The following is a 25133-nucleotide window of genomic DNA, read 5'->3' as shown; positions in this document are numbered from 1 at the left end:
TATTCCTTTTTTTCTATTTTTCTTGTATCATACTCTAAGTGAGTCCATTTAGGACTGAAGAATTTTGGGGGTTTTTCTAAATCCATTAACAAAAAAAATGATATAGGGAAGGCAAATGGTGCGCCACCAGTTTTACTGGTTCTAGTGGGTTCGATTCCCACCCCGAAATTTTTTAAGTAACTTTATAAAAAATTTCGAGGGTGGGCCGCTTCTTCTTTTGACATGGGATCGGTATGCCCTACTGGAGGGATATTCATGCTTAAGAAACGTGATCTTCATGACAGCCACACATTATACGAATTATTGACGCACCCAGATGTCTTCCCTTTTGTACGTCATAAAGCTGCTTCATATGAAGAGTTCTTATTTATTACCAAACAGACGATTGAGGCTGAAGAGCGCGGTGAATTAATCTCAAGAACGATTCTTGATGAATGGGGCGCGCCAATTGGTACCATTAATTTATTTGATATTGAAGATAACGCCGGGTTTTTAGGCACCTGGCTTGGGAAGCCTTACCATGGCAAAGGATACAATAGCCCTGCTAAAGACGCCTTTTTCAATGAGCTTTTTTACGAAGTAGGAATTGAAACTGTTTTTATGCGCATTCGAAAGGTAAATATTCGCTCCATAAAAGCTGCCGAAAAACTTCCTTATGTAGTCAAAGCCAACGAAACAAGAAAAACGGTTTATGAACAATTAAATGCTAGTGGCGACATATATGATTTATACGAGATTCCAAAGGATTTATACACTTTATATCTCATGCGAAATGGTTTATCACAAACAGACGACCAACAATTATTGGAGGCATAAAAGCAATCGGTTCAATACCGATTGCTTTTTTACTTATATATTAACTATATTAATCCGTTACGTTTTGCTCTATCGATTCATTCATATCAGTTAGACCCATCTGGAGCAAAAAATCTTCTAATTCCTCATTTGTTAACGTTTCAAAGCGGCCATCATGAAAAAATACTTGTGTTTGATTTGGATTAATTCTATTCATATTAAAACTCATATTCTTTGCTCCTTTCATGGATGATTACTATCTATTATCCACAAAAGGAATTGTTTTCATTCGGGAAAATCAAATTGTTCTAAAAATTTGGTTATCATGGATTTATGATTTTGATACCTTACCTAATACATCTACTCCACCTGTGACTGGAATAATACTCCCTGTAATAAAATCGGACTTTTCATCCGTTAAAAAGGCAATGACTCTTGCAATGTCCTCTCCAGTTCCCTGTCTGCCAATCAATCCATTATTAGCATCAAGAGACTCTTTAATACTGCTTACTTTCCACTCACTTGTAATATCTCCAGGACAAACCATATTAGCAGTTATTCCGAATTCTGCTTCCTCGATTGCAATTGTCCTGGTTAACGAGGCCAATCCTGCCTTTGCTGCCGCAAAAGCAGAACGATAGACCCATCCAGGTGTTGTTTCAACTCGATCATAACCTAAAGTAACAATTCTTCCCCATCTTTGTACACGCATTGAAGGAATAACTAATTTCGACAAACAGAAAACTGCCGTTAAGTTCCCATTTAATAGATAATTCCATTCTTCAGATGAGTATTCAGTCAGCTTTTTTCTTTCATGTATGTAGGGTCCAGCATTATGTATTAATACATCAATGGATGAAAAGGCGGAAAAAGCTTCACTTACGATATGATGACAATCCTCTTCTTTAGCAACATCCCCCTGAACCGCTAAATTCTTTGTCCCATAGCTTTCGTTCAGATGCTTCACTAAAGATAGAGCATCTGATTCACTATTTCGGTAGTTGATCACAAGCTGATATCCATTTTCCGCAAGATGCTCTGCGGTTTTTTTGCCAATGCCAGAAGCTCCTCCTGTAATCAAAGCCGTTTTCTTTTTCACGAACATTACCTCTCTATTTTAGAATCCTTCTCTATACTATATGTTAAAAAGATTCAATTATATATGCAAATAATAAACTTTGGAGAAAGGTACCTGCTTGCTAGATGGGATTATCATAAGAAGTAATAACGGATGGGCAATCAATTGCATAGTATGAGGTAACAACCAAAGCGGAGCCGCGAAAGATTGTGCTCCAATGGAAAACTAATAAAGGATGTGACAGGATGCAGACTGTAATAAATATTTTTAGCCTGAAAATAAACAGTGTTTCTAACAACGGGTCTGTCAACATCGGGGAAGCCCTTCATAACGCACATACTGCCAATCAGAAATCACAAGGACAAAATGCATCCTTTGGAGATTTTGCCCCTCCTACTGCAGCCATGGAAAATGTATTTATTGATCCGGATGTAAATGATATGGGGGATATTGCAAATCCGGCAAACGTTGTTTCCAATCAAATGTAAAAGGACTGAAAATCCATGCCTTTTCAAATAAATATTTTTAATATCAAAACTAATTCCATAAATAATAATGCCAATATCTCTTTAGGGCCAGCAGTCCATAATAGCCATACTGCAAATACAAAATGGGTAGGAACAAACATGGCACTTGGAGATTTCTCCCCAAGCACTTCTTTCTCTACAAATGGAGTCGCCGATACAGATGTAAGTGATCAAGACCAAATTCTGAACCCTTCCTCACCAATTACAAATCAATTTTAACAAACTGAAAGGATGAAATGTAATGTTCCCTTGGAATATTTTCCCTTTTAATAAAGATATGAAGGACAAAATGCAGAAAATGAAGCCTGAGGAAATTGATAACTATGTTCAGGATTTATTGGGGAAGATCATGCCATCAAACATGCGTGGGATGAATCCTCAAGACTTTTTTAGTGGGGTTCAATCATCCGTTCAACAACCAACAGCAACGGGAGGATTGAATTCTACAGCCTTCGAAACACATGATTTTGTTTTCGTTCGTATACCGATTAAGAATGATGAATGGATAAAAAATCTACGTATTTATCATACATCAAACCAGCTGATTGTTGAACATATCCCACAGCATGAGGATAAGCATGTCATTACCCTGCCAGCCATTGTGAAAAAGAAAGGAGCAACTGCTAACTATAAAGATAATATGCTTGAAGTAAAAATCCCTAAAAATATTGATATGCAGTATTCACAAATCGACGTCACAGAAATTTTGTAAACGTCTTTTTTTTTGCATGTTTCTTATAAAGTTAAATATGATGAAAGTAGGTGCCCTAACATTTTACCTTTCATATTCCAATTCTGAATAGAGGGTTTATATGCGATTCTTCTTTCGCTTATTTAAAGTTAATAAAATATTATCAATGAAAATAGCAGAATTGGAAAAGAAAATCTCTTCCTTAGAAGCGACAATGAATGAATTTCAGCATATGGCAGAACCAGAAAGCAAGTGTCAACCTACTGACCCAAAGGAACGAGAAAGCCCTCCAAACATTTTAATTGAGCAATTAAAAGTAGATCAAATAGTCATTCACCATGTAGATTACGCCAATAATTTCGGGCAGTTAGGAATTAAAGAATTATCAGGGAGATTAAATATTGGAACAAACTATGAGGGAGAACTTACAGATAAAATAAGTGAGAAGGTAAATGAAAAACTAAATGAAAAGCTTGGGAGAACAGCTAAAGTGAATGTAAGAGCCAAAAAAGAGGAACCTTCATAAAAAAACAGCCAAGAGGCTGTTTTTTAATTATGATTTTCTTGTTCCTTCTGATCCATTTCCATTCCATCCATCGAATCTTTTACATCTGCATCTTCTGGTTCACTCGGTGTTCCAACGATAAATTCCTTTTTAGGCATATTATGCATATCTCTTGCGGTGACATGAGAGATAATATAATAAGTCCCCTCTTGCTGGAAGTCCTTCTTTAGGCTATAGACACCATCTTTCGGGTTTTTAATTTCTACTTTTTCATGTTTTTCATCTTTTGAACGCCAAATCTCAAAGATGACTTCATCTGCGTCATTTACCTTTTCCGTGCCTTGTGTAACTTTTGCATTGAATGTAATTGGTTCGTTTATTTCCCCTTTTTCAGGGTTAACAGATAAGTCTACATCTAACATTTGGGGCTGTTCTGGATGATTTTCATGCTGATTACTACAGGATGCCATAAGGCTTAAAATTAAAATTGATATAAAAACAAATATGAGCTTCTTCATCTTTCTCCCCCTAACTGATTGTTTCCATAATTTCCATATGAATTTTTATTAATGCAATTTTTGTTTGTTCTGAGACTGAAGAATTTATTATCCTTTTTATTGCAAAAAAATATTTTTCATACTTACTTTTTCTGATTCTCGGATGTGAGTTTTCATCTAATAGCTCACGTTTGATTGCTTCGGTTAATATTTCTTCGCTATTACAGTCTCCTTTATGTAATAATCGGTTATTCCAAATCGAACGATACTCCTCTAATAATCCATCGAGCTTTCCTTGCTGCAACTCAATTCCTCCTTTATCCTTCAATTGCATTGTTACATATTTACCAACATTATTGCAAAAAATAAATTTTAACAATTTATTGAAAGGAGAAAAACAATGACAACCCCATATAAATGCCCTAATTGCAAAACCAATCGAAGTCGATTTAATATCATTCAGCAAGTATCCCATTCTGTAAAACTAGATCCTCAGTCTGGTGAAGTGGTTCGTGAATACGAGGAAAACACTCTAGAACCATTTCATCTCCCATACAATGGCCCAGAATATCGAGTTCAATGCGGAGCTTGTGGTTTAATTGAAGATGAGCGAACTTTCATTAAGTTTGGTGAACAACCTAGATAATTTTCGCACAATAGAAAACACCTTTATTTGAGGCAATCCTCATTTAAAGGTGTTTTTTTCTATGGAAGATTGTTCTTATTTAAAAAATGCTCCGAATCCACTTTCCAGGCATCTGATGGTGAAAAGCGAACTAAATGAATCGTATCACTATAGGTCTGTCTGCCTCTATTTTTTATGTACCAATCAACTTCAACTGGAACATCCAAACTTATTTCGCTTGTTAAATCCTCTGCTGGCAATCGTTCCATTCGACCTAAACGAATATTTTCAACCAATCTAAATACTGATCTCCACTTATTCTTTTGCAGTGAAATTTGTGAAGTAATTCTTGTATCATGTTGTTTGATACCTGCGATATACGCGTCTATTACGTCATAAGGACTTGCTTTACTTAAGTATTCATTTAATTTTCCAGATGCTTTTAAGACCATCAGCATATGTGATAAGTCCATGGTATTTGTTCGATGAGTTGTACTACCGTAAAAGTGAATACAAAAATGACCAGGAAAATTATTTTTAAGCGCACCTGCTCCATGTGGCATTCCATGCATTGATGCTCCGATCCACTGATTCTTGTGAATAACAATGATCGCCCGTCGTTTCCAACTCCATTTACCCCCGTATATTTTTTTCATTATTTTTGTATCTTTTGGGGTTAGCGGCTGTACATCCGCATGGTGACTACCTGCCCGCCTTTGCACATGAAATTGCTTTCCCGTCTCTACATCCAGGACAATAAATTTTGAGTACTTTGGTAAGATTTGATTGACTTCATCCCAATTTAACATTTCTATTTTATAGTCAATATCAGACTGAGCAAGAACACATTGTCCATTAAAGAGGATAAAGAGTAATACTAAAATACTAGCTGCCTTCTTCAAATGCATTCCCCCTTTTAATGGTTTTTGACTACATTAAAAGAGTTACCTGAAGAGACATTTATCATTCACTAAAGTTTCATTATTCTTTATTTTTTTCAAGTACATTGAGCTGTTGTTGTAACTTATTCCAATCGATATTCTCACCAATAAACACAAGGTTTAAGGGTAAATTCATATTTTCCTTCATGTATAATGGCATACCATATGAAAATTGAAATAAAGTTGGAAAATCAGATAAACTAAACTTTACATAACCTTTTATTCGATAAATTGTTTCAGGAAGTTGCTTTAAAAACAATTCAAAATCAGAGTGACTGACTGCGCTTTTAAACTGATAAACGAATGTTGTCAGGTTCAATTGTATTCGTTGCGAATCTTTTTTAGCAGCTTCCTCAAATGAAACAGCGAGCTTCCGAATATCCCCTATGGCAACCTGTGAATAGTTTGTAAGAAGACATCTTGCATTCGAATTAATGGATTGAATTTCAAAGGTCATACTTGCTTGATCTTTCTCATTTAATTCATTTGTTTTATTTACAATAATAAAATCCGCATGTCTTACTTGCTCTAATATTAACTGTTGCAACTGTGGACTTAATGCCTTTCGATCTTTCCACCTCGTACCATCTATCGTCGTAATAATTCCCTTAACTGATAACTTATCTGCAAATAATGGAGAAAGGATGGCATCTAATACTTCCACAGGATGTGCCGCTCCAGTTGTTTCTATGTAAATAACATCCGGTTTTTCTTCTACAATTAAGCCTTGAAGCTGGGATTCAAGCTTATCTTGAATTGAGCAGCATATACATCCCCCAAGTAACTCTTTCAATTCGACGTCATCATCTATTGCATCTGAGTCAATCGAAACTTGTCCTAATTCATTCATCACGACAGCTACTTTCCTACCTAGGCTCCGTTCATCCTCTAATAATCGTTTTAATAAGGTTGTTTTTCCACTCCCTAAAAATCCTGATAAAATATAAATTTCTGCTTTTTTCATCTTCCTATCCCTTCTTCTATCTTCTCCCCTTTATTATATATGAATAATTGGATTAGGCGTTAATTAATCATTGGTTTTTGATTATCCACCTGGACATCACCATTCACTGCCTTTGAGTGATCTTCGTTCATTTGAATTTTTTCAAATTTAGTTATAGGGTTCATAAAGGCTGAGAGACCTATCTGCAATAACTCGCCCTTAGCAATATCAGTCTTTACACTATGTTGAGCCTCATTAAGGAGTGCTGGGACCATTGAAAACCATTGGTTTGCAGATTGATTCTTATTCACTTCATTACTTATCTCTGAAATGACACCCACTAGGTATTCCTCCCTATTAGGTATATCACGCAACTGATTAATAAGGTCGACAATTTCTTTTCCTTTCAATATTTCTGGATCTGTCAGATCATGGTCAGCAGCAAATGGACTAGTAATTCCATTAGGAGCTAGTAAATCAATCATTCTAGCTGCACCGGAAGAATCAATAATAAAACAATAGTCGATTGGTATGTGATAGTTTTTTTCAACTATTTCTTTTAGAGTGTCAAAGTCCCCCTCGTCATTTAAGGGAGGAATTTGAACAGTTCCATAAGAAAATTTATTGTTAGAAGCGTCACGACTGATAATCATAGCTAGATTTGGACTTAAAGAATTATTATTAATTTCATTTTCCGTTATTAAAAAAGTTTCTACTTTTGAGTCTTCTCCACTTAAGGGAAGAATTTTAGTTGTTTCTTTCAATTTTTGGATAAAAGAATTTTCACCAATTTCTTTACCATCTGTTTTTAAATCATTTTGAAAAAATGATTTCAAGGGACCAAAACCTAAGAAAGAAAATGCAATCACAACAATACAAAGCTTTCTCAATTTATCTAACCACCCATTCTATATATTATTGTCCATTCTCGGAAAGATGGGTGATAAATATACACATTAACTTCTTTTCACAAAAAAATAAACTCAGCTCTTTTGTGAGCTGAGTTTATCATATTTTTATTTCATTCTCCCTTTTAAAACCTCAATAGCCTTTTGCAATTGTGTATCACTTGTTTTAATTTTATCTCTTAATAGTTCCATCAATTTCAAGGTGGATTCACCTTTTAATACTCCGTTTGCAGGGAGCTTTTGTGCCGTTTGGAAAGCAATGACAGCTTGTTTTGTTTTTTCATCAAAGAACCCATCTTCACGACCCGGATCATAGCCAATAGCTTTTAACATCTTCTGTGCTGTTTGAATTTCTGTTGAAGAATTAGAAAAGGCCAGCTCTTTTTCTGGATCAATAATCGGTAATGTAGCAAATTCAGGAAGAGCTACTGCTACATCTGGCTCAATTCCCTTTTTGTGAATCCAATTACCATTTGGAGTTAACCATTTGGCGATTGTATATTTTAGGTTAGAACCATCTTTAAAATCTTCTGCCGTTTGTACAGTACCTTTACCGAAGGATTTCTCACCTACTAGTGGGATTCCTGCGGATTCCTTTACAGCAGCAGCAAAAATTTCTGATGCACTTGCACTGCCCTTATCAATCAATACAACTAACGGTAAGTCAGGATTACCTTGATTTTGAGAAGCAATTTCCTTAATCTTTCCGTTTCTATCTTCTTCTTTGACGATAATTTTTCCTTTAGGTACAAACATACTTGTAATACTTACTGCCTGATCTAATAATCCACCAGGGTTTTGTCGAAGGTCTAATACTAAACCTTTCATACCCTTCTTTTGTAAATCATTTAAAGTGGTAACTAATTCTTTTGAAGTGTTACTTGAAAAACTTGTGATTTGTACCTTTGCAATTGAATCATCTACCATTTCTCCGTAGACAGTCTCAATTGGAATCGTATCTCTGATAATAGGAACGGTCATTGGAGCTTCTGTTCCCGGTCTTTGAATAGTTAATTCTACTTTCGTTCCCTTTTTACCCCTGATTAAAGTAACTGCTTCAGTAGAGTTCATCCCCTGAAGACTTTTGCTATCTACTGATATAATCATGTCATTTGGTTTTAACCCTGCTTTTTCAGCAGGAGAACCTTTGATTGGCGAAACAATAACAATATGTCCATCCTTTTCTTGGATTTCTGCGCCAATCCCCTCAAACGAAGAAGAAATACTACTATGAAAGCTTTTTGCTTCCTCATTACTCATATAATCAGAATATGGATCGTCAAGTGATTCCACCATTCCATTAATCGCACCATTAATAAGTTTTTTCTGATCTACTTCTTTAAAGTAGCCATTTTTCAAGGTATCGAATGCTTCATAAAGCTTATTGAATTCTGACCTTTCCGTTCCAACTGTTACCACTTTTTCTTTACCAAATGCAAAGGCAATTGTTGTAATTCCTGCTGATAAGAAAACCATCAAAAACAACAGCATAATAAAGTGAAACTTCTTTAATCGGATATATCCGGATCTGTTCTCAGTAACTTGCTCCTGTTCAACTTTCTCTCCTTCAAGTTTTTCTTGCTCAATGTTCTTTCCTTCCAAAGCTTTCACCACTTTCATTTACCATAAAAATAAGATATGTACTAGCTAGTCTTAACAAATGTTTGAAGCAAAAAGCAAACCCTTAGTGATTAGAATAACATCTTTTTATTAAAATTAACAAAGAAAAGTTAATGAAATTAATAAGAAATAAAATAATTGAGAAATCTCTCATACAAAAAAAAGAGGCTGATGGTCAGCCTCTTCAGTTATTATAAGATTTTTATATCTTAACCCGCTTCAAACGAAGTGAGTTAGTCACGACAGATACAGAACTAAATGCCATTGCCGCTCCGGCTACCCATGGTGCTAATAATCCTAAAGCAGCGATTGGAATGCCTGCAGTGTTGTAGATCAAAGCCCAGAATAAGTTTTGACGAATGTTTTGCATTGTCTTTTTACTTAAAGAAATGGCTTTAGGAATCAATGACAGTTCTCCACCAAGAATAGTGATATCCGCTGCTTCAATAGCGACATCTGTACCTGAACCAATGGCAATACCGATATCAGCAACCGCAAGAGCGGGTGCATCATTTATTCCATCCCCCACCATTGCAACCTTCATTCCTTTATGCTGCAGTTCTCTTACATGATTTGCCTTTTCTTCCGGGAGAACCTCAGCAATAACATTCGTAATTCCCACCTGAGAAGCAATGGCTTTTGCTGTCCGTTCATTATCACCAGTAAGCATATACACTTCGATGCCTAATTCGCTTAGTTGAGAAACTGCCTGCATAGCTGTATCTTTTACTGTATCAGCTACCGCAACAAGCCCCATGATGGTCGAATTTATTGCAATATACATGGCTGTCTTACCTTCGTTTTCAAATTGAAGTAATTCTTTTTCTTTTTCCGTATAAGAAATAGCTTTTAAATCCATTAGCTTCCGAGTTCCTACATATATTTCATCATCGCCAATTTTCGCCTCGATCCCATAACCTGGAATAGCTTTAAAGCGTTTAACTGGTAGTGTACTAGATCGTCTTTCCATACCATATCTAACAATAGCTTCAGCCAGCGGATGTTCTGATGATTTCTCAGCAGACACTAAATATTGAAGGACCTTCTTTTCCTCTCTATAGGCAATGAAATCAGTAACAACTGGTTGACCTTTTGTTAAAGTTCCTGTTTTATCAAGGACTATGGCGTTTATCCTATGTGCAATTTCTAAATGCTCTCCACCCTTAAAAAGGATTCCCATCTCTGCACCTTTTCCTGTTCCTACCATTATAGATGTGGGTGTTGCCAGCCCTAGTGCACATGGACAGGCAATCACAAGAACAGCAATAGCCGTTTCCAAAGAAGTTGGAAAATCGCCGGGATTCTCTATAAAATACCAAATCAAGAAGGTAACGAATGAAATAAAAACAACAACTGGTACAAAATAGCCAGAAATGACATCAGCAATACGTTGAATGGGTGCCTTTGATCCTTGTGCTTCTTCTACAATCTTTACAATTCCCGCTAGAGCTGTATCCTTTCCCACCTTTGTAGCTTTCATTGTTATCGTTCCATTTTTATTAATAGTGGAACCGATTAAACGATCTCCCACAGATTTTTCTACTGGGATCGATTCCCCAGTTATCATTGATTCGTCAACAGAGGATTGTCCTAATAATACTTGTCCATCTACTGGAATTTTTTCTCCAGGCTTCACTAGTAATCGATCCGAAACCAGCACTTCTTCAATTGGGATTTGATATTCCGAACCCTCTCTAATAACGGTTGCTTCTTTTGCTTGAAGACTTAATAATTTTGAAATGGCGATGGTCGTTCTACCTTTTGCTAATGTTTCAAATAACTTTCCTAACAATATTAGAGTAATAAGAACTGCGCTAGTTTCAAAATATAGATGCGGAAAATAATAAGGATTGTTGATGGTTTTAATACCTTCTGCAAGACTGTAGAAATAGGCTGCAGATGTACCTAAAGCTACAAGGACATCCATGTTAGCACTCTTATTTTTAAGTGCCTTGTAAGCACCCATATAAAAGGGTCCTCCAATATAAAATTGCACTGGTGTGGCTAACAACAATTGAAACCACGGGTTCATCATCACCCTAGGCATAGGCAAGCCAGTATCCATTGGCATATGGGCAAGCATAGTGTATAAAAGTGGCAATGACAAGATAACAGAAAGGGAAAACATACGCTTCTTATGTCTTATCTCTTCTTCTCTATATTGCTGCTTTGTTTCTCTTTGATCCACTTCTAAACGTGCTCCATAGCCGAGTTTTTCAATTTTTGTAATGATTTCATTACTTGAAACTAATTCTTTATCATATGTAATGGATGCGTTTTCCATAGCCAAGTTGACATTTGCTTCAACACCATTTAGCTTATTTAAAACCTTTTCAATCCTAGCTGAACAAGCTGCACAGGTCATTCCCGTAATATCAACTTTGAGTTGCTCTTTCATTTCGTTCACCTCATTTGTACTATACCCCTGCACCCTATTTTTATCAATAAAATCATTTAATTAGTCACATATTTGCCTTTTTATTTTACAATTTAATTCTCCATCATGGTGCCAAGTTCCTTTCCGTTACAGAAAAAACCTCTTCCTAGTTGGAAGAGGCAGTATATTTCTTTATTCCTTAGTGGCAGCTTCTAAAGCTACCTCAATCATATCATTAAAAGTTAATTGTCTTTCTTCTGCTGTAGTTTCTTCACCTGTTAGAATATGATCACTAACAGTTAGAACAGAAAGAGCTTTACGGTTAAACTTGGCTGCTAACGTATATAATGCTGTCGTTTCCATTTCAATGGCTAAAATCTGATACTTGGCCCATTTTTCAAGTTCTGCATTATCATTATAGAATGAATCTGCAGTAAAGATATTTCCAACTTTTAAATTAAGTCCCTTTTCGACACCTGCATCATACGCCTTTTTAAGTAAGTCAAAATCTGCACAAGGTGCAAAATCAACATGTCCAAAAGTTAGTCGATTCATGTTCGAGTCTGTAGAACTTGTCATAGCTAGAATAACATCTCGGACTTTTACATCCTTTTGGATTGCGCCGCATGTACCAACTCTTATTAAGTTCTGCACATTATAGCTTTGCATAAGCTCATTTACATAAATAGAAATAGACGGAACACCCATTCCTGTTCCTTGAACTGAAATCCTTTTTCCTTTGTAAGTTCCGGTGTATCCAAACATATTTCTTACTTCGTTATAACATTTAGCATCCTCTAAAAAAGTTTCTGCAATGTATTTCGCTCTCAGCGGATCTCCAGGCAGCAAGACCGTTTCTGCAATTTCATTTTCTTTTGCACCAATATGTACGCTCATAAATAAACCTCCAATCAAATAAGTACGTTACACTTCGTACCATAAACAATATATCATAAACAGTTTTTATTGAGAAACCGTTCAGAGAAATAGTTATGTTTTTTCTGATTTGTGGAAAGCTATCTTTAGACGTAAAGGAGGAATAGATAATGGGAAAAAAACATAGAAGCCGCATCAATGGTCAAAAGAAAAATAATCACATTCCTGCTGAGGCTATTGTGGCAGAGCATGAAGCACACGCAAAAGAAAATAGAGCTGATGGTGGAAGAAAACAATAACGATAATGCAATAATAAAGTAAACCTAAGGAAATATCCCTTAGGTTTATTAACGTATCATTATTCTATTAATAGGGACCCATCCGCCAGTCTGTAACTGATAATAATGCTGTCCGCCGCGTCCCTCATCAATTAATATAATGTCACCTGTTGAGAGGAATCTCCCTTTGTAATTTGAAGGTATTCTGTCAGTTACATTAAAGCGGCTAAAGGTTTCTTGCAAGCATTGTTCGCGGCCTGCAGCAGGAATGGTCGTTCTATAGACCTGTTTATAGCCTTTATTTTCACGGTACTTTGGAGTTTGAAAGATCGTCACATCATATTGGATACAGGGCTTTCTCGTTAATACTCTGATCATCTTGTACCTCCAATTAATAGAATTTATTTTCTATTCTAATAATTAGATGTAGACCTTGTCGAATCCTCTGTAGAATACTAACTTTTTTTGTCGAGTAGGCTTTTTTTTGCTTATTATGAATATCTTTGTATTACATTCTGAATTTTTTGTTGTAAATTAGGAAGATCTGCATTAGATACCGTTAATCTTACATTCGTTTCATCCATTCCCATCGCTTCTGAGAATAATCCTGAAAGTCCTTTCGCACGTCGGTCCACTTGGAACATCAGATCTAGAGTGCCATTACCTGAAGATAAAAACACCACTTCTAACTCATCTAATTTACCGCGAAATAGACCTGATGTTGGGACAAATTCAAATTCTTGAACGAAGGGTAACCGGCCTCGTATGCGACGTGGTGCTTCTTCACAGTCCGCTTCTCTAATTCTGAAGCCTAAATTATCTACCGCGTTAAAAACAGCGGTCATTAATTGATTAGGAATTACCTTTAAATAATCCTTATCACTTGGGTCTACCCCGCCTTTTATGTCCAGTCCTGTTGTTACCCAGACTTTTGATCTGCCAATAGATAATGGTGTATCATACGGTAACTGGAAAGTAAACGGGATTTCTTTTCTTTCGTTTGACCTGATTGTAAAAGGTGTAGTTAGACGAAAACGATCAATGGTAGCAGTTACGTTATATTTTCGATCATCTGACTCTTTTAAATAAGTTGTATTGAGTGAAAGATAAATTTCATCTATTTGCTGTTCAACCTTTCCACCCTTAATTTCAACAACCCCTTGTACTGTTTCCCCAGGCATGTAAGTGTCTTTTTCTAGCTTTGTGTCCACTGATGCAGCACCAATACCCACGCTTGCAAATACTTTGTCAAAGAAAGACATAACATTCTCCTCCTAAATTAAGTGAAATTTTTTTAAATCAGCTCTTATTTGTGCGCATTGTTCATACGCTGAATCTATCTGCAAGAGCCTCCTAATAATTTGTTTGGCTTCTACTGAAATATCTAGTTCTTCTTCCCAGCTTTTTTCTTTCCTGTCATCATCGAAAGTAAAGTTCGAATATAGGAGAAACAAAAGAAAGTGGCCTAGCCCGTAAAAGTCAGCTTGGTAGTTAAATTGTTTCCTTACATCTTCATTTTTCTTTTCTAGGTATCTATCTTTCTTTGTAAGATACCTACCTAATCCTAAATCTATCAGACGAATTCTAGTACCATCAAAAATTACGTTAGGGATGCGAATGTCTCTATGAATAATGTTTTGAATATGCAAGAATTCAATGTACTGAAGTAATTCATCTGCAAACTTAAAAGCTTCTGTTTCAGTGATTTTCTTACCTTCGTTAAAAATAAGCTGTTCAAAATTCTTACCATTAATAAATTCCATTGTATAATAGGGAATGCTTTTAAAGGTGCCGCCCTCAAAATATTTAGGAAATCCAGGATGTTTAATCGATCGTAATAATTCTTTTTCTAGTTCAAATCCCTTCCTTCCAGAATGGGTTATTCTCTTATGATACCGAAGGGATTTTAATACTTTATTCTGTTTGCTTAAGAAATCAAAAACTAAATAACTATGTCCGTAGCTGCCGCTTCCGAGATACTCCAATACCTTATAACGGTTAGCAAAAACCTCATCAGTAGGTAGTGGTTTCTCCATAATATTAGAAATAAATAATGTTAATTTCCTAAGCATATCCAATCACCTTACTAGCTGCTAAAAAAACTAGATATAGAACTTCTGCTCTTATATTTCTTCTTATAGTGATGATGTCCTAAATGGCTATGCTTATGGTGTTTATGCTTCTTCCATGCATCGCTTGAGGAGCCGTACTTGTGAGTCATCTTACTTTTTAAGATTGATTTAAGGATTTTTTTTAACATTAAATCCTCCTCCTTTTCTTCATACTTCTTAATACGATGAAACCCCAACAAGGTTTCACGATGGCAAATAATTTTTCAATAAGTCTGTAAAAAACAAAAAGCGAGCAACCTATGCTCGGCTTTCGTCTTTATTTTATCTTAAAGGAAGAAAACATCTTATTTCTCCCGGAATTATTCATTACTAATCATCCTGTACTTCCTCATCGATAATACTCTTTTCAATTAAATATTCAAAAGTAATATCGGCTAATTCCTCTAATTCCTCTTCACTAGGAACGTATCCCCTTTTTACAAGCTCATGAAAGAAAAATTCGGCAATTTCTTCAGTATCAATAAATACTTCAATTTCTCTCATAGCATCGCCCCCTTTTTACAGAATGTATGATGTACATGGCCTTTTCATGCTATTTACTTTGGAAAGCAATTGCCTATAAACCACTTTTCTTCACTGAAATTAAATAAAGAGAGATTTCAATGAAAAAACATGTCTTTTATCGCTTGGACAAGCATAGGATTAGTAAAAAGAAAGCGATGGGGTGAAAACAATGTCTAAATTCCAATTGATGTTAGAGGCATGGGTTGAAGATGTTAATCAGGAGGATAGTCTTACCCTCCAACTTTTTGAGAAAATATTGGAAACGATGTTTTTCCTAATTAAGTGGGGCGGAATTCCATTTGTTTTGTATTTATTATTTGAGATTGCCAGATGGTAGGATTATACAGGACTTTTACCATCATTATTTACAAGACTTTCTAATTTCCTAAGAATGACCCGCATAACTTGGTAGTATTCTTGGTCATGAAACAATTCATATAGGATCCGATAATCATTAAATATATCTAAGAGATTATCAATGAGTTCTTTCTTTTCTTTTTTTCTTTCTATTTCTTCAAACTCTGCTTTCCTTATTAAATTTTTTAAGTTTGTATTTTTTACTGCTTGATCCTGTTTATTTACTAAGTATAAAAGACCTAATTTTTGTATAAATGTATCTGCACTTTCAGCGTCCGCTACTAGTGTTAATTCCTCTTCGCCTGCTTCCAGCCATTCTCCGTCACTTACCCTTGAAAGCTCATAAATAACATCTTCCCAGGCATCTTCTTTGTAGCGCCAAATTTCTGTCCGAAAGCCGACAACTTTAAATAAATCAGCACCATAACCGCTTACCTGAACTAAATCACCGAAAAAAAACTTATATTCAATATCAATTTGCTCCTGCTCCACAACAGTACCTTCATATTCTGATAGCATTTGTAAGGCCGATTCCAAAAATAAACCATCACTTTTATTCACTTCATAAACATATTTCCCATCTAACCATTTAACATCTGTTACCCTGCCAACAGTACCATAAATTGTAATCACGACCGTATCACCGATCTTATACTTCGGTTTTCTCCGTTTTGCCATTTCCTCCCATCCCCTCAAATGCTAAGTCGTGAATTTTGATTACAATAGTATATGCATGAGAATCGATATCGCGCATACCATTTGTAAAATGAAAAAATCGCCTCCATCAAGAAGCGATTTCTTTCACCTATTTAATTTTTGCTTTCAGCATTAATATATAGCTGCCATGCCTCATCAAAAGTAGACATTGACTCTAAATATTGACCATTTAGTTCTAAGTAGGAACTGAGTTCCTGGTAATCCTTTGAGGATTTCGGAAAGCTATGGTCCATATAGGCATGGTTTGCAAATAAACTAATGCGATCTTTTGGTGCTGGATGTCTATATTTCATTAAAAAATGATAAAAGGATTTACTCATCACACAAACGCCTTCCTATTGAAATTCACTTATGTGATATATGATAACGAATACTCACAGTATCGTCCAGCTTATATATTTAAGAGGAAAAGTCAAAGTAATTCCTTTTCAACAACCTTGGTATTTTCATCAAATCCTCAAAGGTAATTACTTTAGAAACCTGTTTACAATCAATTAAGAATAAGTGATTTTCTATTTCCTTTACTATTACCTCACTTTGGTAAGTCATAGAACAATCTCTACAGCAATAGGTAGGAGTTTGTGAGATCTCGATTGCTCGCGTCCCATCTGGTAATTCCCAGTATACCGAGTCAACAATTCTATCTACGTTTGGACTAGCACACCATTCACATTCAATTTTCATACTCCCACCTCTTAATCTTTCATAGCATCTACGCTTGGTTGTGTTTCGGTGGTTCCCGTCTCCTTCTGGGTAACCGCTTTGAATTTTTTTTCTTTTAATTCATCTCGTTTACTCCGCTTATCCTTTAATGAAGTATGTGTAGGATCTTGATTGTAATCTTTACGTCGGTTAAGCCTTGTTAGACCTTCTGGAACAAGATTAAAATGCTGGTCATTCATAATACCAGCAATACCCGCAACAGACCTTTTTTCTTCCATTTCAGGATATATTTCTTTAAAATAGCCTTCCGCTCTCCCAGGGATGTAGTTTTCGGGCTCGGGATAGGAAGTAATTACACCCTCAAAATTACGAAGGACGACCTTTTCAGGACTTTGAGAAATTAAATAATTGGGCTGTAAAGCAATTTTCCCGCCTCCGCCAGGTGCATCAACAACAAAAGTTGGTACTGCGTATCCTGACGTATGACCACGGAGTCCCTCAATAATCTCAAGCCCTTTAGATACAGGTGCCCGGAAGTGTCCAATACCCTCTGAAAGATCACATTGATAAATATAGTATGGGCGTACTCGGATTTTTACAAGGTCATGCATGAGTCTCTTCATGATTGGAACACTGTCATTTATGCCTGCTAAAATGACAGACTGGTTTCCTACCGGTACACCTGCATTGGCAAGCATTTCACAAGCTCTCTTAGAATCCTCTGTAATCTCAATCGAAGTATTAAAATGGGTATTCAACCAAATTGGATGATATTTTTTTAGAATATTGCAGAGGTTCTCAGTAATTCGTTGTGGGAAAACAACAGGTGCACGAGTCCCTATTCTAATTATTTCTACATGGTCAATTTCTCGTAAATTCTTGAGGATATATTCTAAAATATTATCATTTATTAATAACCCATCACCGCCGGATATTAACACATCACGTACCTCTGGTGTTTGCCTAATATAGTTAATGGCAGCATCCAACTGTTTTTTGGGAACACCCATTCCAATTTGTCCTGAAAATCGCCTCCTAGTACAATAGCGGCAATACATCGAACATTGATTGGTGACAAGAAAGAGAACACGATCGGGATAACGGTGAGTTAATCCAGGGACAGGTGAATCTTCATCTTCATACAAAGGGTCTTCCAGGTCATATTTTGTCTTATATATCTCTTTTGATATAGGTACTGATTGCATTCTGATTGGACAACGTGGATCATCTGGGTTCATTAATGATGCATAGTAAGGTGTAATATTTAAGGGGATTGTTTTTGTTGAAATCCGTACCCCCTCTTCTTCTTCTGGAGTTAAATTAATTACTTTCTTAAGGTCATCTAAAGTACGAATCGTGTTAGTTAGTTGCCAGAGCCAATCATTCCATTGCTCTTCAGTTACATCTTTCCAAAGTTCTATATCCTTCCAATATCTGCTTGGTTTATATAGGAATTGCTTCATATTCATTTCCCCCTAACTGGCTTTATTAAATAATATGCAAGTTTCGTGCCAACGTTATAAACCAGTAAAGGAAGTACTTTTTTCTAAAATTTCTTAAATTTCAGTTTTTAAAGCATAAAAAAATGCCGAAAAATCGGCACTTTTTTAATCCATCCACTTCTTCATTTTGTATTGCAGCGTTTGTCTGGGAATCTCTAAAAGTTTTGCCGCTTGGTTCACATTACCTTCACTCAATTCAAGAGCATTTTTAATAAGCTCTCTTTCTATATCGTCCATATTTTTCCTTAACGACAAATTTTCAAACTGGTTAATACTTTTGTCCTTTAATGGGGTAGCATGATGTTTCAGCATCATCGGCAATTCTTCAACTCTTAACTGTGTCCCTTCACAAACATTCATCATGTATTCAAGCGTATGTTTTAGTTCTCTGACATTTCCAGGCCACTGATATTCAATAAAAAACAACTCAAGTTTCTTTTCCAAACCATAAATATTTTTCCCCAGTTTACGGTTAAATTCCTTCATAAAGTTGTTTGTTAAAAATAAAATATCATCTTTTCTTTCTCTCAAGGGGAGAAGAGAAAAAGTGAACACATTTAACCGATAATAGAGATCGGATCGAAGTTTTTGGTCTTGAAGTGCAATACTTGGATGCACATTCATTGCTGCAATTACGCGTACATCTACAGAAATGTTTTGCGAACTTCCTACCCTTCTAATAATCCCATCCTCTAACACCCTTAATAGCTTTGCTTGTAGTTCAATGGGCATCGTATGTAATTCATCTAAAAATAATGTTCCCCCATCCGCAAGTTCAAATAATCCTTTACGGTCCACGGCACCAGTATAGCTTCCTTTAGCTGTACCAAAAAGAATACTTTCTAATAAAGTTTCTGGAATAGCTGCACAATTTTGAGCTATAAATGCGCCACCAGAACGGATGGATTCGTGATGAATCCCCTGTACAAATAATTCCTTGCCCGTACCTGATTCTCCATATACAAGAATTGGAGAATCAGATTTTGCGAGTTTCTTCCCTTCCTCTTTCGTACTGATAAAAATGGGGTTTACTGTTTTCAAATCCGCAAATGTATAATTTACTTGCTTTATTACCTTTTTCTTGGTTGTCCTATTTACCCCTTTTTGTAGATCTAATAGCCTTTCTGCAAGGAGCTTCATCCTCGAATAATCTTTTGCAATTTCAACTGCACCGATAATCTCTTTTCCTAAAAAAATGGGTAAAGTGGTATTAATGGTATCAATTCTTGTTCCATGGACATTTAGATAAACCTGTGTTTGGTTGTAAATAGGCTTACCTGTTTTTATCACTTTTAAAAGAGTACTAGATTCCTCTGTCAGGGAGGGAAATGCATCAATTAAATGCTTCCCTTGTACTTCCTTTACTTCCATGCCATCATGCTTAGCTGCCACATCATTATAAAAGATTGTTTTTCCTTCTGTATTAACAACATGAATACCTTCATCTATACTTTTTAGAATAGCTGATAAAACTTCTTCTGTTAAAGCTGTTAATTGAACCATTACATCACCTGCCCTTCTTGCCATTTTTAAAGGTGCCAAAAATTCGGCATATGCAGCCGAATTTTTAGCAGGTTGCCAGATTTTTTACCCACATATTCATATTTTCTAACTTATCATAAATATAACAATTATTCATTAATCTTCCACGATAAGAATATCCAAGCTGGAATAAAACGGCATTCATACCAAATGATAACGACCTGGCAATTGAATAAGAACAAAAGATGCCATTCTTTTTCAATTCACTCTCAAGCTCTTGAAGGATCATCTTCATTAATCCATACTTCCTATGTTCGGATAAGGTGGCACAATCTGTTAATTCTGCATTCTTATAGAAAAAATTAATTTCAGCGGAGGCTGCACTGACAATATTTCCTTGATGAAAATAAACATAGTAAATCGTCCCATCTTCCATCGTTTTTTTTACATATTCAGGATCATGTAACGGTGTTGGATACACCTGAAAGACTTGACGATACAACGAAGATAATTCCGCAGCACAATTTTCATCTGCTTTCTTCAAGACATATTCCTTAGGAGGGAAGTTTTTTTCCATGGAGGGGTCTAATTGATAAATACTATGAATCATACCATCCTCGGTTATCCAATGATCGTTGTTCTTACGATCCGGTGTGTAAAACTTTGAAAAGAAAAAAGCATCTGAACCTAAAAAATATCTATCTACCACTGCTTCAGGCTGTAGTCCATTTTCCATTAATTCCATATAATCATTGCTCCGTCCCTTTACAATGAGCTTTTCTGCATGTTGATCCTGCACTAGTTCCTCAACCCTCTTAAGAACCAATTGTATATTCCCGAGATAATCATCAACTCGAATCCTTTTGTTAAAAGGATCAAGATAGACTTCAATAAAAAAGCTGCTTTCCTCTATATAAATAGTGGATGCAGTCTGATTCATTTTTCTCACTCCTTCACTATCTTCTTTTGAAAAAATGCCTGGCTTTGAAAGTAGCCAGACATTTAATAAATTACTCCATCTTAAAGCTAATTAATTTTAATTCTGTCATTTCTTCAACCGCATATTTAATTCCTTCCCTCCCCATTCCACTAAGCTTTACTCCACCATATGGCATGTGATCCACACGGAAGGTAGGGATTTCGTTAATCATAACCCCGCCTACTTCAAGTTTTTTAGCTGCCCTCAACCCAGAATGTATATCATTTGTGAAGATCCCTGCCTGTAGACCGTATTTTGAGTCATTTACAAAGTTAATCGCTTCCTCCATTGAATTGAAGCGGTTAATATGAACAACTGGAGCAAAGACTTCTTCACAAGAGATCTTCTCATTAACCGGAACATCTACTAGAACAGTAGGTTGAAAGATTCCATCATTAAAATTTCCACCTATTTTAAGAACTGCCCCGTTGGCAATTGCCTCATCAACCCATTCTTTTATGCGCTCTACATCCGCTCTAGTTATAAGTGCGGATATGTCTGTTTGTTCATCAAGTGGATGACCCGCTTTTAATTTCTTCGTTTCTTCAATAAACTGTTCAACAAACTGATCTATCAACTTTTCATGTACAAATACACGTTGAATACTTATACATACTTGACCTTGATAGGAAAATGCCCCTGTAACAATTCTTGGGATGATTTTTTCTAAACTTACCCCTTCATCGACAATTACAGCAGAGTTGGAACCTAATTCAAGGGTTACCTTCTTTAGCCCTGAATTTTCACGAATATATTTACCCACCTCGGGACTTCCTGTGAAGGTAATCATCTTAATTCTCTCGTCTTTCATCAATATATCTCCCACCACACGGCCGCTTCCTGTAACCACATTTAATGCACCTGATGGCAATCCGGCACGATGAAAATATTCAGCAATTTTATAAGCGGATAATGGTGTCTGGCTCGCTGGTTTTAAGACAATTGTATTTCCTGCAGCAATGGCCGGACCAACCTTATGTGCTACGAGATTCATAGGAAAGTTAAATGGTGTAATGGCTACAATTACTCCAAGGGGATCCCTAATCGTAAAAGCAAGTCTGCCTTCCCCACCGGGGGCCGCATCCATCGGTACCGTTTCTCCGTGTATTCTTCTAGCCTCATGGGCAGCGAATGTGTAAGTCATGATAGTCCGGTCCACTTCAGCTCTAGCAGCTTTAAGTGGTTTCGCTGATTCATCGGAAATCAGCCTTGCACACTCTTCTCTTTCGCTTTTTATATGACCAGCTACTTTTTCTAATATCTCGGCACGTTTATATGCAGGAATTTCTTTCATTTCCCTAGCAGCCTGATGCGCTGCCGTGATGGCTGCCACAACATCTTCCTGTTCAGCGACCGCAATATCAGCTATTTTCTCAAGGTTATATGGATTTTTTAATTTTATATAAGTTAGGGTTGGTCGATATTCACCGCCAATCCAAAGTGATTGTTTCAAAAGACATCCTCCAATCTTTTTGCATGTAAATCAGATTGCTAATCTCTACAACATACTCCGATGGCATCTTCTAGAACATTCAAACCTTCTTCTAATTGGTCATTTGTGATGACAAGCGGAGTTAGCAGTCGGATGATGTTTCCGAACAATCCCGCTGTCATAATAATAAGTCCATTTTGATGTGCAATATGGATAATTTGTTGAACTAGTTCTTTATTTGGTGTTTTTGATTTTGAATCTTTTACAAATTCGATGGCACACATAGCGCCAATATAACGAACATCACCAATCTGAGGAAATTGTTTCTTAAGAGCAGAAAACCGTTTTTGAAAGACCTCCCCTATATGTTTGGCCCGATTTAATAGTTCCCCTTCCTCGATTGCTTTTATCACCTCAAGTGCAGCCACGCAACCGAGCGGACTACCCCCATAGGTTCCTCCAATTTCTCCTACATTCGGTGAGTCCATAATTTCTGCTCTACCTGTTACGGCACTAATTGGGAGACCTGCACCCAGTGACTTTGACATAGTCATTAAGTCAGGCACAACATCAAAATGTTCTATAGCAAACATTTTCCCTGTTCTGCCAAAGCCAGTTTGAACCTCATCAGCGATAAATAAAATTCCGTGTTTTTCACAAAGCTCCTTAACCCCTTTTACAAACTGCTTTGACGGAATGACAAAACCGCCTTCCCCTTGAATCGGCTCCATGATTACTGCAGCAATTTCTTCAGGTGGAACCTCACTTTGGAAGAAGGTTTCAAAGCGCTGTAATATGATTGTATCTAATTGTTCAGGCGTTTCGAATTCGGAACGATAATAATAGGGATAACCCCATTTATACGTTTCCGGTACGAATGGCCCAAATTCATATTTATAGGGTTTTACTTTGCTCGTTAACGACATTGCCATGTAGGTACGTCCGTGAAAGCCTCTTTCAAAAGAAATGATTGCTTTTCTCCCAGTATATTTTCTTGCAATTTTCACGGCATTCTCGACAGCTTCTGCACCACTATTTAAGAAGAATGTTTTCTTTTGATGGTTACCCGGAGAAATCCGATTAAGTGTTTCCGCTAATTTAACATATGGCTCATACATCATGACATGGAAGCAGGGATGAAGGTAGGCATCTATTTGCTGATGCAGTGCTGCAACCACACCCGGGGGGCAGTGACCCACATTTAACGAACCAATTGCACCTGCAAAATCAATAAAGGTATTACCATCCACATCCGTAATAAGTGCCCCTTCTCCCTTACTAGCAAACGTATGGATTGTATTAAACGGGCCTTTCGGTACATTCTGTGCTTTCCTGTTAAGTAATTCTACCGCTTTTGGACCAGGAATCTTTGTTCTAAGTTGGATCGATCCCATTGGCTTCCCCCTCTTTTATTCACTAACTTCACACCATTTCATCAAGGTTAGAGCAATAATCTCACTTGCCGCATACAAATCCTCCAGATCAATATGCTCATTCGCATCATGAGCTGTTTCGGTAATTCCCGGTCCGAACACCACAACTGGTGTATTACCTACAGTCGAAATAATACCGCCATCTGTTCCCCAAGGACTCGCCTCAACGATTGGTCGGTTCCCTTTCACCTCTATAAAACTCTTAGATAGTTCATCCATTAACGGGTGATCACTATCTAAGCATCCTGGCAGCCACCTGCCTCCAAACCACTCAATTTGAAGAGGATTTCCCTGTAACCATTCATCTGCTTCATTCAATTCCTGTAGGCATGACTCCATTTCTAATTTGGCGGATTGAATCGTTTCTTCTGGTGACACACCCATTCTTCCCTCAATAATGGCGGTGTCTGGCACCGAAGAAGGCCATTCTCCACTTTTAATCTTTCCAATATTGATAGGAATGGGAATAGGTATTTTTTCAAAGAGAGGATCGTTTATCTTAGCATTTCTATCTTTCTCTAATTGTTGTAATCTCTTTATGACAAGCATTGATTTTTCAATCGCACTTACCCCTTCGTATCTAGTTCCACCATGTGCTGCCCTTCCCTTGACCGTGATTCTGAACCACATTGAGCCCTGTTGTTTTGGAAATAGTTTCATATTGGTAGGTTCTGTTATGATTGCTCCATCTGCCCTGTATCCTCGCAAGACGGCAGCTAGCGTTCCTGCTCCACCACTCTCTTCTTCTATGACACTTTGAAAAATTACGTCCCCTTTTAATTTAATTCCGTTTGCAATTAAGGATTCAATTGCCATTAAAAGAGCCACATTTCCACCTTTCATATCAGTAGCTCCTCTTCCATAAAGCTTACCGCACTCAATTACTCCACTAAATGGATCATGTCTCCAATTTGATTCATCCCCAACAGGCACAACATCAATATGACCGTTTAAAATAATTGATTTCCCTCCGCCTGCTCCTTTTAGAACGGCAACTAAATTTGGATTCCCTTCAAAGCTCTGACGGTCACAGCAGTAGGCTGGATGGTTTTTTAGTTCTTCACCGCCAATTTCCCATATATCAAGAATCAAACCCATCTGACGGCATTTTTCAATAACAATGGCCTGTGTACTACTTTCATTCCCCCTAGTGCTATTCTCCTGTACAAGGATTTGTAAAAGTCTTGCCCCTCTCGCTCGATTTTCCTTTAACCAATGCTTGATACGGCTTTCATAGTTTTGCAAATCACTCACTCCTTCGACCTGCATCC

At 36.7% G+C, this 25133-nt stretch carries 31 protein-coding genes; 8 read left to right on the top strand and 23 right to left on the bottom strand.

The annotated features are described in order from the left end of the window. Positions 1–255 precede the first annotated feature (255 nt). A complete protein-coding gene (locus AA0X95_RS12925; RefSeq protein ID WP_413309428.1) occupies positions 256–816 on the top strand; it encodes a GNAT family N-acetyltransferase in 561 nt (186 codons plus the stop codon). A gap of 49 nt (positions 817–865) precedes the next feature. Here AA0X95_RS12925 and AA0X95_RS12920 read toward each other — a convergent pair whose 3' ends face one another. Beyond that, on the bottom strand, positions 866–1024 hold the full coding sequence (locus AA0X95_RS12920) for a hypothetical protein (protein ID WP_413309426.1): 159 nt from the start codon (positions 1022–1024) through the stop codon (positions 866–868). A 102-nt stretch (positions 1025–1126) separates the two neighbouring features. Further along, complete coding sequence (locus tag AA0X95_RS12915) at positions 1127–1894, bottom strand: SDR family oxidoreductase (protein ID WP_413309424.1); 768 nt, start codon at positions 1892–1894, stop codon at positions 1127–1129. A gap of 224 nt (positions 1895–2118) precedes the next feature. On the opposite strand from AA0X95_RS12915, the gene AA0X95_RS12910 reads away from it, so the two are divergent. The 4 genes from AA0X95_RS12910 to AA0X95_RS12895 all read left to right on the top strand — a co-directional run bounded on the left by AA0X95_RS12910 (position 2119) and on the right by AA0X95_RS12895 (position 3617). Next, positions 2119–2361, top strand: coding sequence for a spore germination protein (locus AA0X95_RS12910; protein WP_307287127.1), 243 nt, complete (start codon positions 2119–2121; stop codon positions 2359–2361). 15 nt (positions 2362–2376) lie between these two features. Continuing rightward, on the top strand, positions 2377–2619 hold the full coding sequence (locus tag AA0X95_RS12905) for a spore germination protein (RefSeq protein ID WP_413309422.1): 243 nt from the start codon (positions 2377–2379) through the stop codon (positions 2617–2619). Between the two features lie 22 nt (positions 2620–2641). Then, on the top strand, positions 2642–3112 hold the full coding sequence (locus AA0X95_RS12900; protein ID WP_413309420.1) for an Hsp20/alpha crystallin family protein: 471 nt from the start codon (positions 2642–2644) through the stop codon (positions 3110–3112). A 100-nt stretch (positions 3113–3212) separates the two neighbouring features. Then, the gene (locus tag AA0X95_RS12895; RefSeq protein WP_413309418.1) at positions 3213–3617 is read left to right on the top strand and encodes a hypothetical protein; all 405 of its coding nucleotides are present in this window, start codon (positions 3213–3215) and stop codon (positions 3615–3617) included. A gap of 23 nt (positions 3618–3640) precedes the next feature. On the opposite strand, the gene AA0X95_RS12890 is transcribed toward AA0X95_RS12895, so the two are convergent. Together AA0X95_RS12890 and AA0X95_RS12885 are read right to left on the bottom strand one after the other, a co-directional pair. Then, positions 3641–4114, bottom strand: coding sequence for a FixH family protein (locus AA0X95_RS12890; protein ID WP_413309416.1), 474 nt, complete (start codon positions 4112–4114; stop codon positions 3641–3643). A gap of 10 nt (positions 4115–4124) precedes the next feature. Further along, positions 4125–4397: a hypothetical protein gene (locus AA0X95_RS12885; protein WP_413309414.1), complete on the bottom strand. Its 273-nt coding sequence runs from the start codon at positions 4395–4397 to the stop codon at positions 4125–4127. Positions 4398–4493: 96 nt separating this feature from the next. Here AA0X95_RS12885 and AA0X95_RS12880 point away from each other — a divergent pair, with 96 nt between their 5' ends. Beyond that, entirely contained in the window at positions 4494–4739 is a 246-nt protein-coding gene (locus AA0X95_RS12880; RefSeq protein ID WP_413309412.1) for a DNA alkylation repair protein, read from the top strand. Positions 4740–4798: 59 nt separating this feature from the next. Here AA0X95_RS12880 and AA0X95_RS12875 read toward each other — a convergent pair whose 3' ends face one another. The 6 genes from AA0X95_RS12875 to deoD all read right to left on the bottom strand — a co-directional run bounded on the left by AA0X95_RS12875 (position 4799) and on the right by deoD (position 12404). Further along, complete coding sequence (locus tag AA0X95_RS12875; protein ID WP_413309410.1) at positions 4799–5626, bottom strand: hypothetical protein; 828 nt, start codon at positions 5624–5626, stop codon at positions 4799–4801. A gap of 73 nt (positions 5627–5699) precedes the next feature. Continuing rightward, positions 5700–6623 carry a CobW family GTP-binding protein gene (locus AA0X95_RS12870; RefSeq protein ID WP_413309408.1) on the bottom strand — a complete coding sequence of 308 codons (924 nt, stop codon included), beginning with the start codon at positions 6621–6623 and terminating at the stop codon, positions 5700–5702. Between the two features lie 59 nt (positions 6624–6682). Then, complete coding sequence (locus AA0X95_RS12865) at positions 6683–7492, bottom strand: hypothetical protein (protein ID WP_413309406.1); 810 nt, start codon at positions 7490–7492, stop codon at positions 6683–6685. 126 nt (positions 7493–7618) lie between these two features. Then, positions 7619–9130 (bottom strand): S41 family peptidase, encoded by a 1512-nt coding sequence (locus AA0X95_RS12860; RefSeq protein WP_413309404.1) that lies wholly within the window; start codon positions 9128–9130, stop codon positions 7619–7621. A gap of 202 nt (positions 9131–9332) precedes the next feature. Further along, positions 9333–11528, bottom strand: a complete 2196-nt coding sequence (locus tag AA0X95_RS12855; RefSeq protein WP_413309402.1) for a heavy metal translocating P-type ATPase — start codon at positions 11526–11528, stop codon at positions 9333–9335. 171 nt (positions 11529–11699) lie between these two features. Continuing rightward, positions 11700–12404: a purine-nucleoside phosphorylase gene (gene deoD, locus AA0X95_RS12850; RefSeq protein WP_413309400.1), complete on the bottom strand. Its 705-nt coding sequence runs from the start codon at positions 12402–12404 to the stop codon at positions 11700–11702. A 149-nt stretch (positions 12405–12553) separates the two neighbouring features. Between deoD and AA0X95_RS12845 the strand changes: the two genes are divergently transcribed. Then, a complete protein-coding gene (locus tag AA0X95_RS12845) occupies positions 12554–12682 on the top strand; it encodes a hypothetical protein (RefSeq protein WP_413309398.1) in 129 nt (42 codons plus the stop codon). Between the two features lie 48 nt (positions 12683–12730). Here the strand turns inward: AA0X95_RS12845 and AA0X95_RS12840 are convergent, their stop codons facing one another. The 4 genes from AA0X95_RS12840 to AA0X95_RS12825 all read right to left on the bottom strand — a co-directional run bounded on the left by AA0X95_RS12840 (position 12731) and on the right by AA0X95_RS12825 (position 15276). Beyond that, positions 12731–13039 carry a YodL domain-containing protein gene (locus AA0X95_RS12840; RefSeq protein WP_413309396.1) on the bottom strand — a complete coding sequence of 103 codons (309 nt, stop codon included), beginning with the start codon at positions 13037–13039 and terminating at the stop codon, positions 12731–12733. A 113-nt stretch (positions 13040–13152) separates the two neighbouring features. Beyond that, a complete protein-coding gene (locus AA0X95_RS12835) occupies positions 13153–13923 on the bottom strand; it encodes a sporulation protein (protein ID WP_413309394.1) in 771 nt (256 codons plus the stop codon). Positions 13924–13935: 12 nt separating this feature from the next. Further along, positions 13936–14733, bottom strand: coding sequence for a serine/threonine-protein kinase (locus AA0X95_RS12830; RefSeq protein WP_413309392.1), 798 nt, complete (start codon positions 14731–14733; stop codon positions 13936–13938). A 369-nt stretch (positions 14734–15102) separates the two neighbouring features. Next, positions 15103–15276, bottom strand: a complete 174-nt coding sequence (locus tag AA0X95_RS12825; RefSeq protein ID WP_074432829.1) for a YozD family protein — start codon at positions 15274–15276, stop codon at positions 15103–15105. A 190-nt stretch (positions 15277–15466) separates the two neighbouring features. Between AA0X95_RS12825 and AA0X95_RS12820 the strand changes: the two genes are divergently transcribed. Next, positions 15467–15634, top strand: a complete 168-nt coding sequence (locus AA0X95_RS12820; protein WP_413309390.1) for a hypothetical protein — start codon at positions 15467–15469, stop codon at positions 15632–15634. Between the two features lie 2 nt (positions 15635–15636). Here AA0X95_RS12820 and AA0X95_RS12815 read toward each other — a convergent pair whose 3' ends face one another. The 9 genes from AA0X95_RS12815 to AA0X95_RS12775 all read right to left on the bottom strand — a co-directional run bounded on the left by AA0X95_RS12815 (position 15637) and on the right by AA0X95_RS12775 (position 25131). Continuing rightward, on the bottom strand, positions 15637–16332 hold the full coding sequence (locus AA0X95_RS12815) for a hypothetical protein (protein WP_413309388.1): 696 nt from the start codon (positions 16330–16332) through the stop codon (positions 15637–15639). A gap of 131 nt (positions 16333–16463) precedes the next feature. Continuing rightward, a complete protein-coding gene (locus tag AA0X95_RS12810; RefSeq protein ID WP_413309387.1) occupies positions 16464–16691 on the bottom strand; it encodes a YozE family protein in 228 nt (75 codons plus the stop codon). A gap of 79 nt (positions 16692–16770) precedes the next feature. Continuing rightward, positions 16771–17055 carry a YokU family protein gene (locus AA0X95_RS12805; protein WP_413309385.1) on the bottom strand — a complete coding sequence of 95 codons (285 nt, stop codon included), beginning with the start codon at positions 17053–17055 and terminating at the stop codon, positions 16771–16773. A gap of 11 nt (positions 17056–17066) precedes the next feature. Continuing rightward, entirely contained in the window at positions 17067–18497 is a 1431-nt protein-coding gene (gene ablA / locus AA0X95_RS12800) for a lysine 2,3-aminomutase (protein ID WP_413309383.1), read from the bottom strand. Between the two features lie 144 nt (positions 18498–18641). Continuing rightward, positions 18642–20039, bottom strand: a complete 1398-nt coding sequence (locus AA0X95_RS12795) for a sigma-54 interaction domain-containing protein (protein WP_413309381.1) — start codon at positions 20037–20039, stop codon at positions 18642–18644. Positions 20040–20103: 64 nt separating this feature from the next. After that, on the bottom strand, positions 20104–20958 hold the full coding sequence (ablB, locus tag AA0X95_RS12790) for a putative beta-lysine N-acetyltransferase (RefSeq protein WP_413309379.1): 855 nt from the start codon (positions 20956–20958) through the stop codon (positions 20104–20106). A gap of 70 nt (positions 20959–21028) precedes the next feature. After that, positions 21029–22450: an aldehyde dehydrogenase family protein gene (locus AA0X95_RS12785; RefSeq protein WP_413309377.1), complete on the bottom strand. Its 1422-nt coding sequence runs from the start codon at positions 22448–22450 to the stop codon at positions 21029–21031. A 38-nt stretch (positions 22451–22488) separates the two neighbouring features. After that, positions 22489–23823, bottom strand: a complete 1335-nt coding sequence (gene gabT / locus AA0X95_RS12780; protein ID WP_413309375.1) for a 4-aminobutyrate--2-oxoglutarate transaminase — start codon at positions 23821–23823, stop codon at positions 22489–22491. 15 nt (positions 23824–23838) lie between these two features. After that, positions 23839–25131 (bottom strand): peptidase, encoded by a 1293-nt coding sequence (locus AA0X95_RS12775; protein ID WP_413310011.1) that lies wholly within the window; start codon positions 25129–25131, stop codon positions 23839–23841. Between the last annotated feature and the right edge of the window lie 2 nt (positions 25132–25133).

This window comes from Neobacillus phoenicis (assembly GCF_047302305.1).
Classification (GTDB): domain Bacteria; phylum Bacillota; class Bacilli; order Bacillales; family Cytobacillaceae; genus Neobacillus.
The sequence above is the reverse complement of the archived record's forward strand: the minus strand, read 5'-3'. Positions and strand labels throughout refer to the sequence as shown.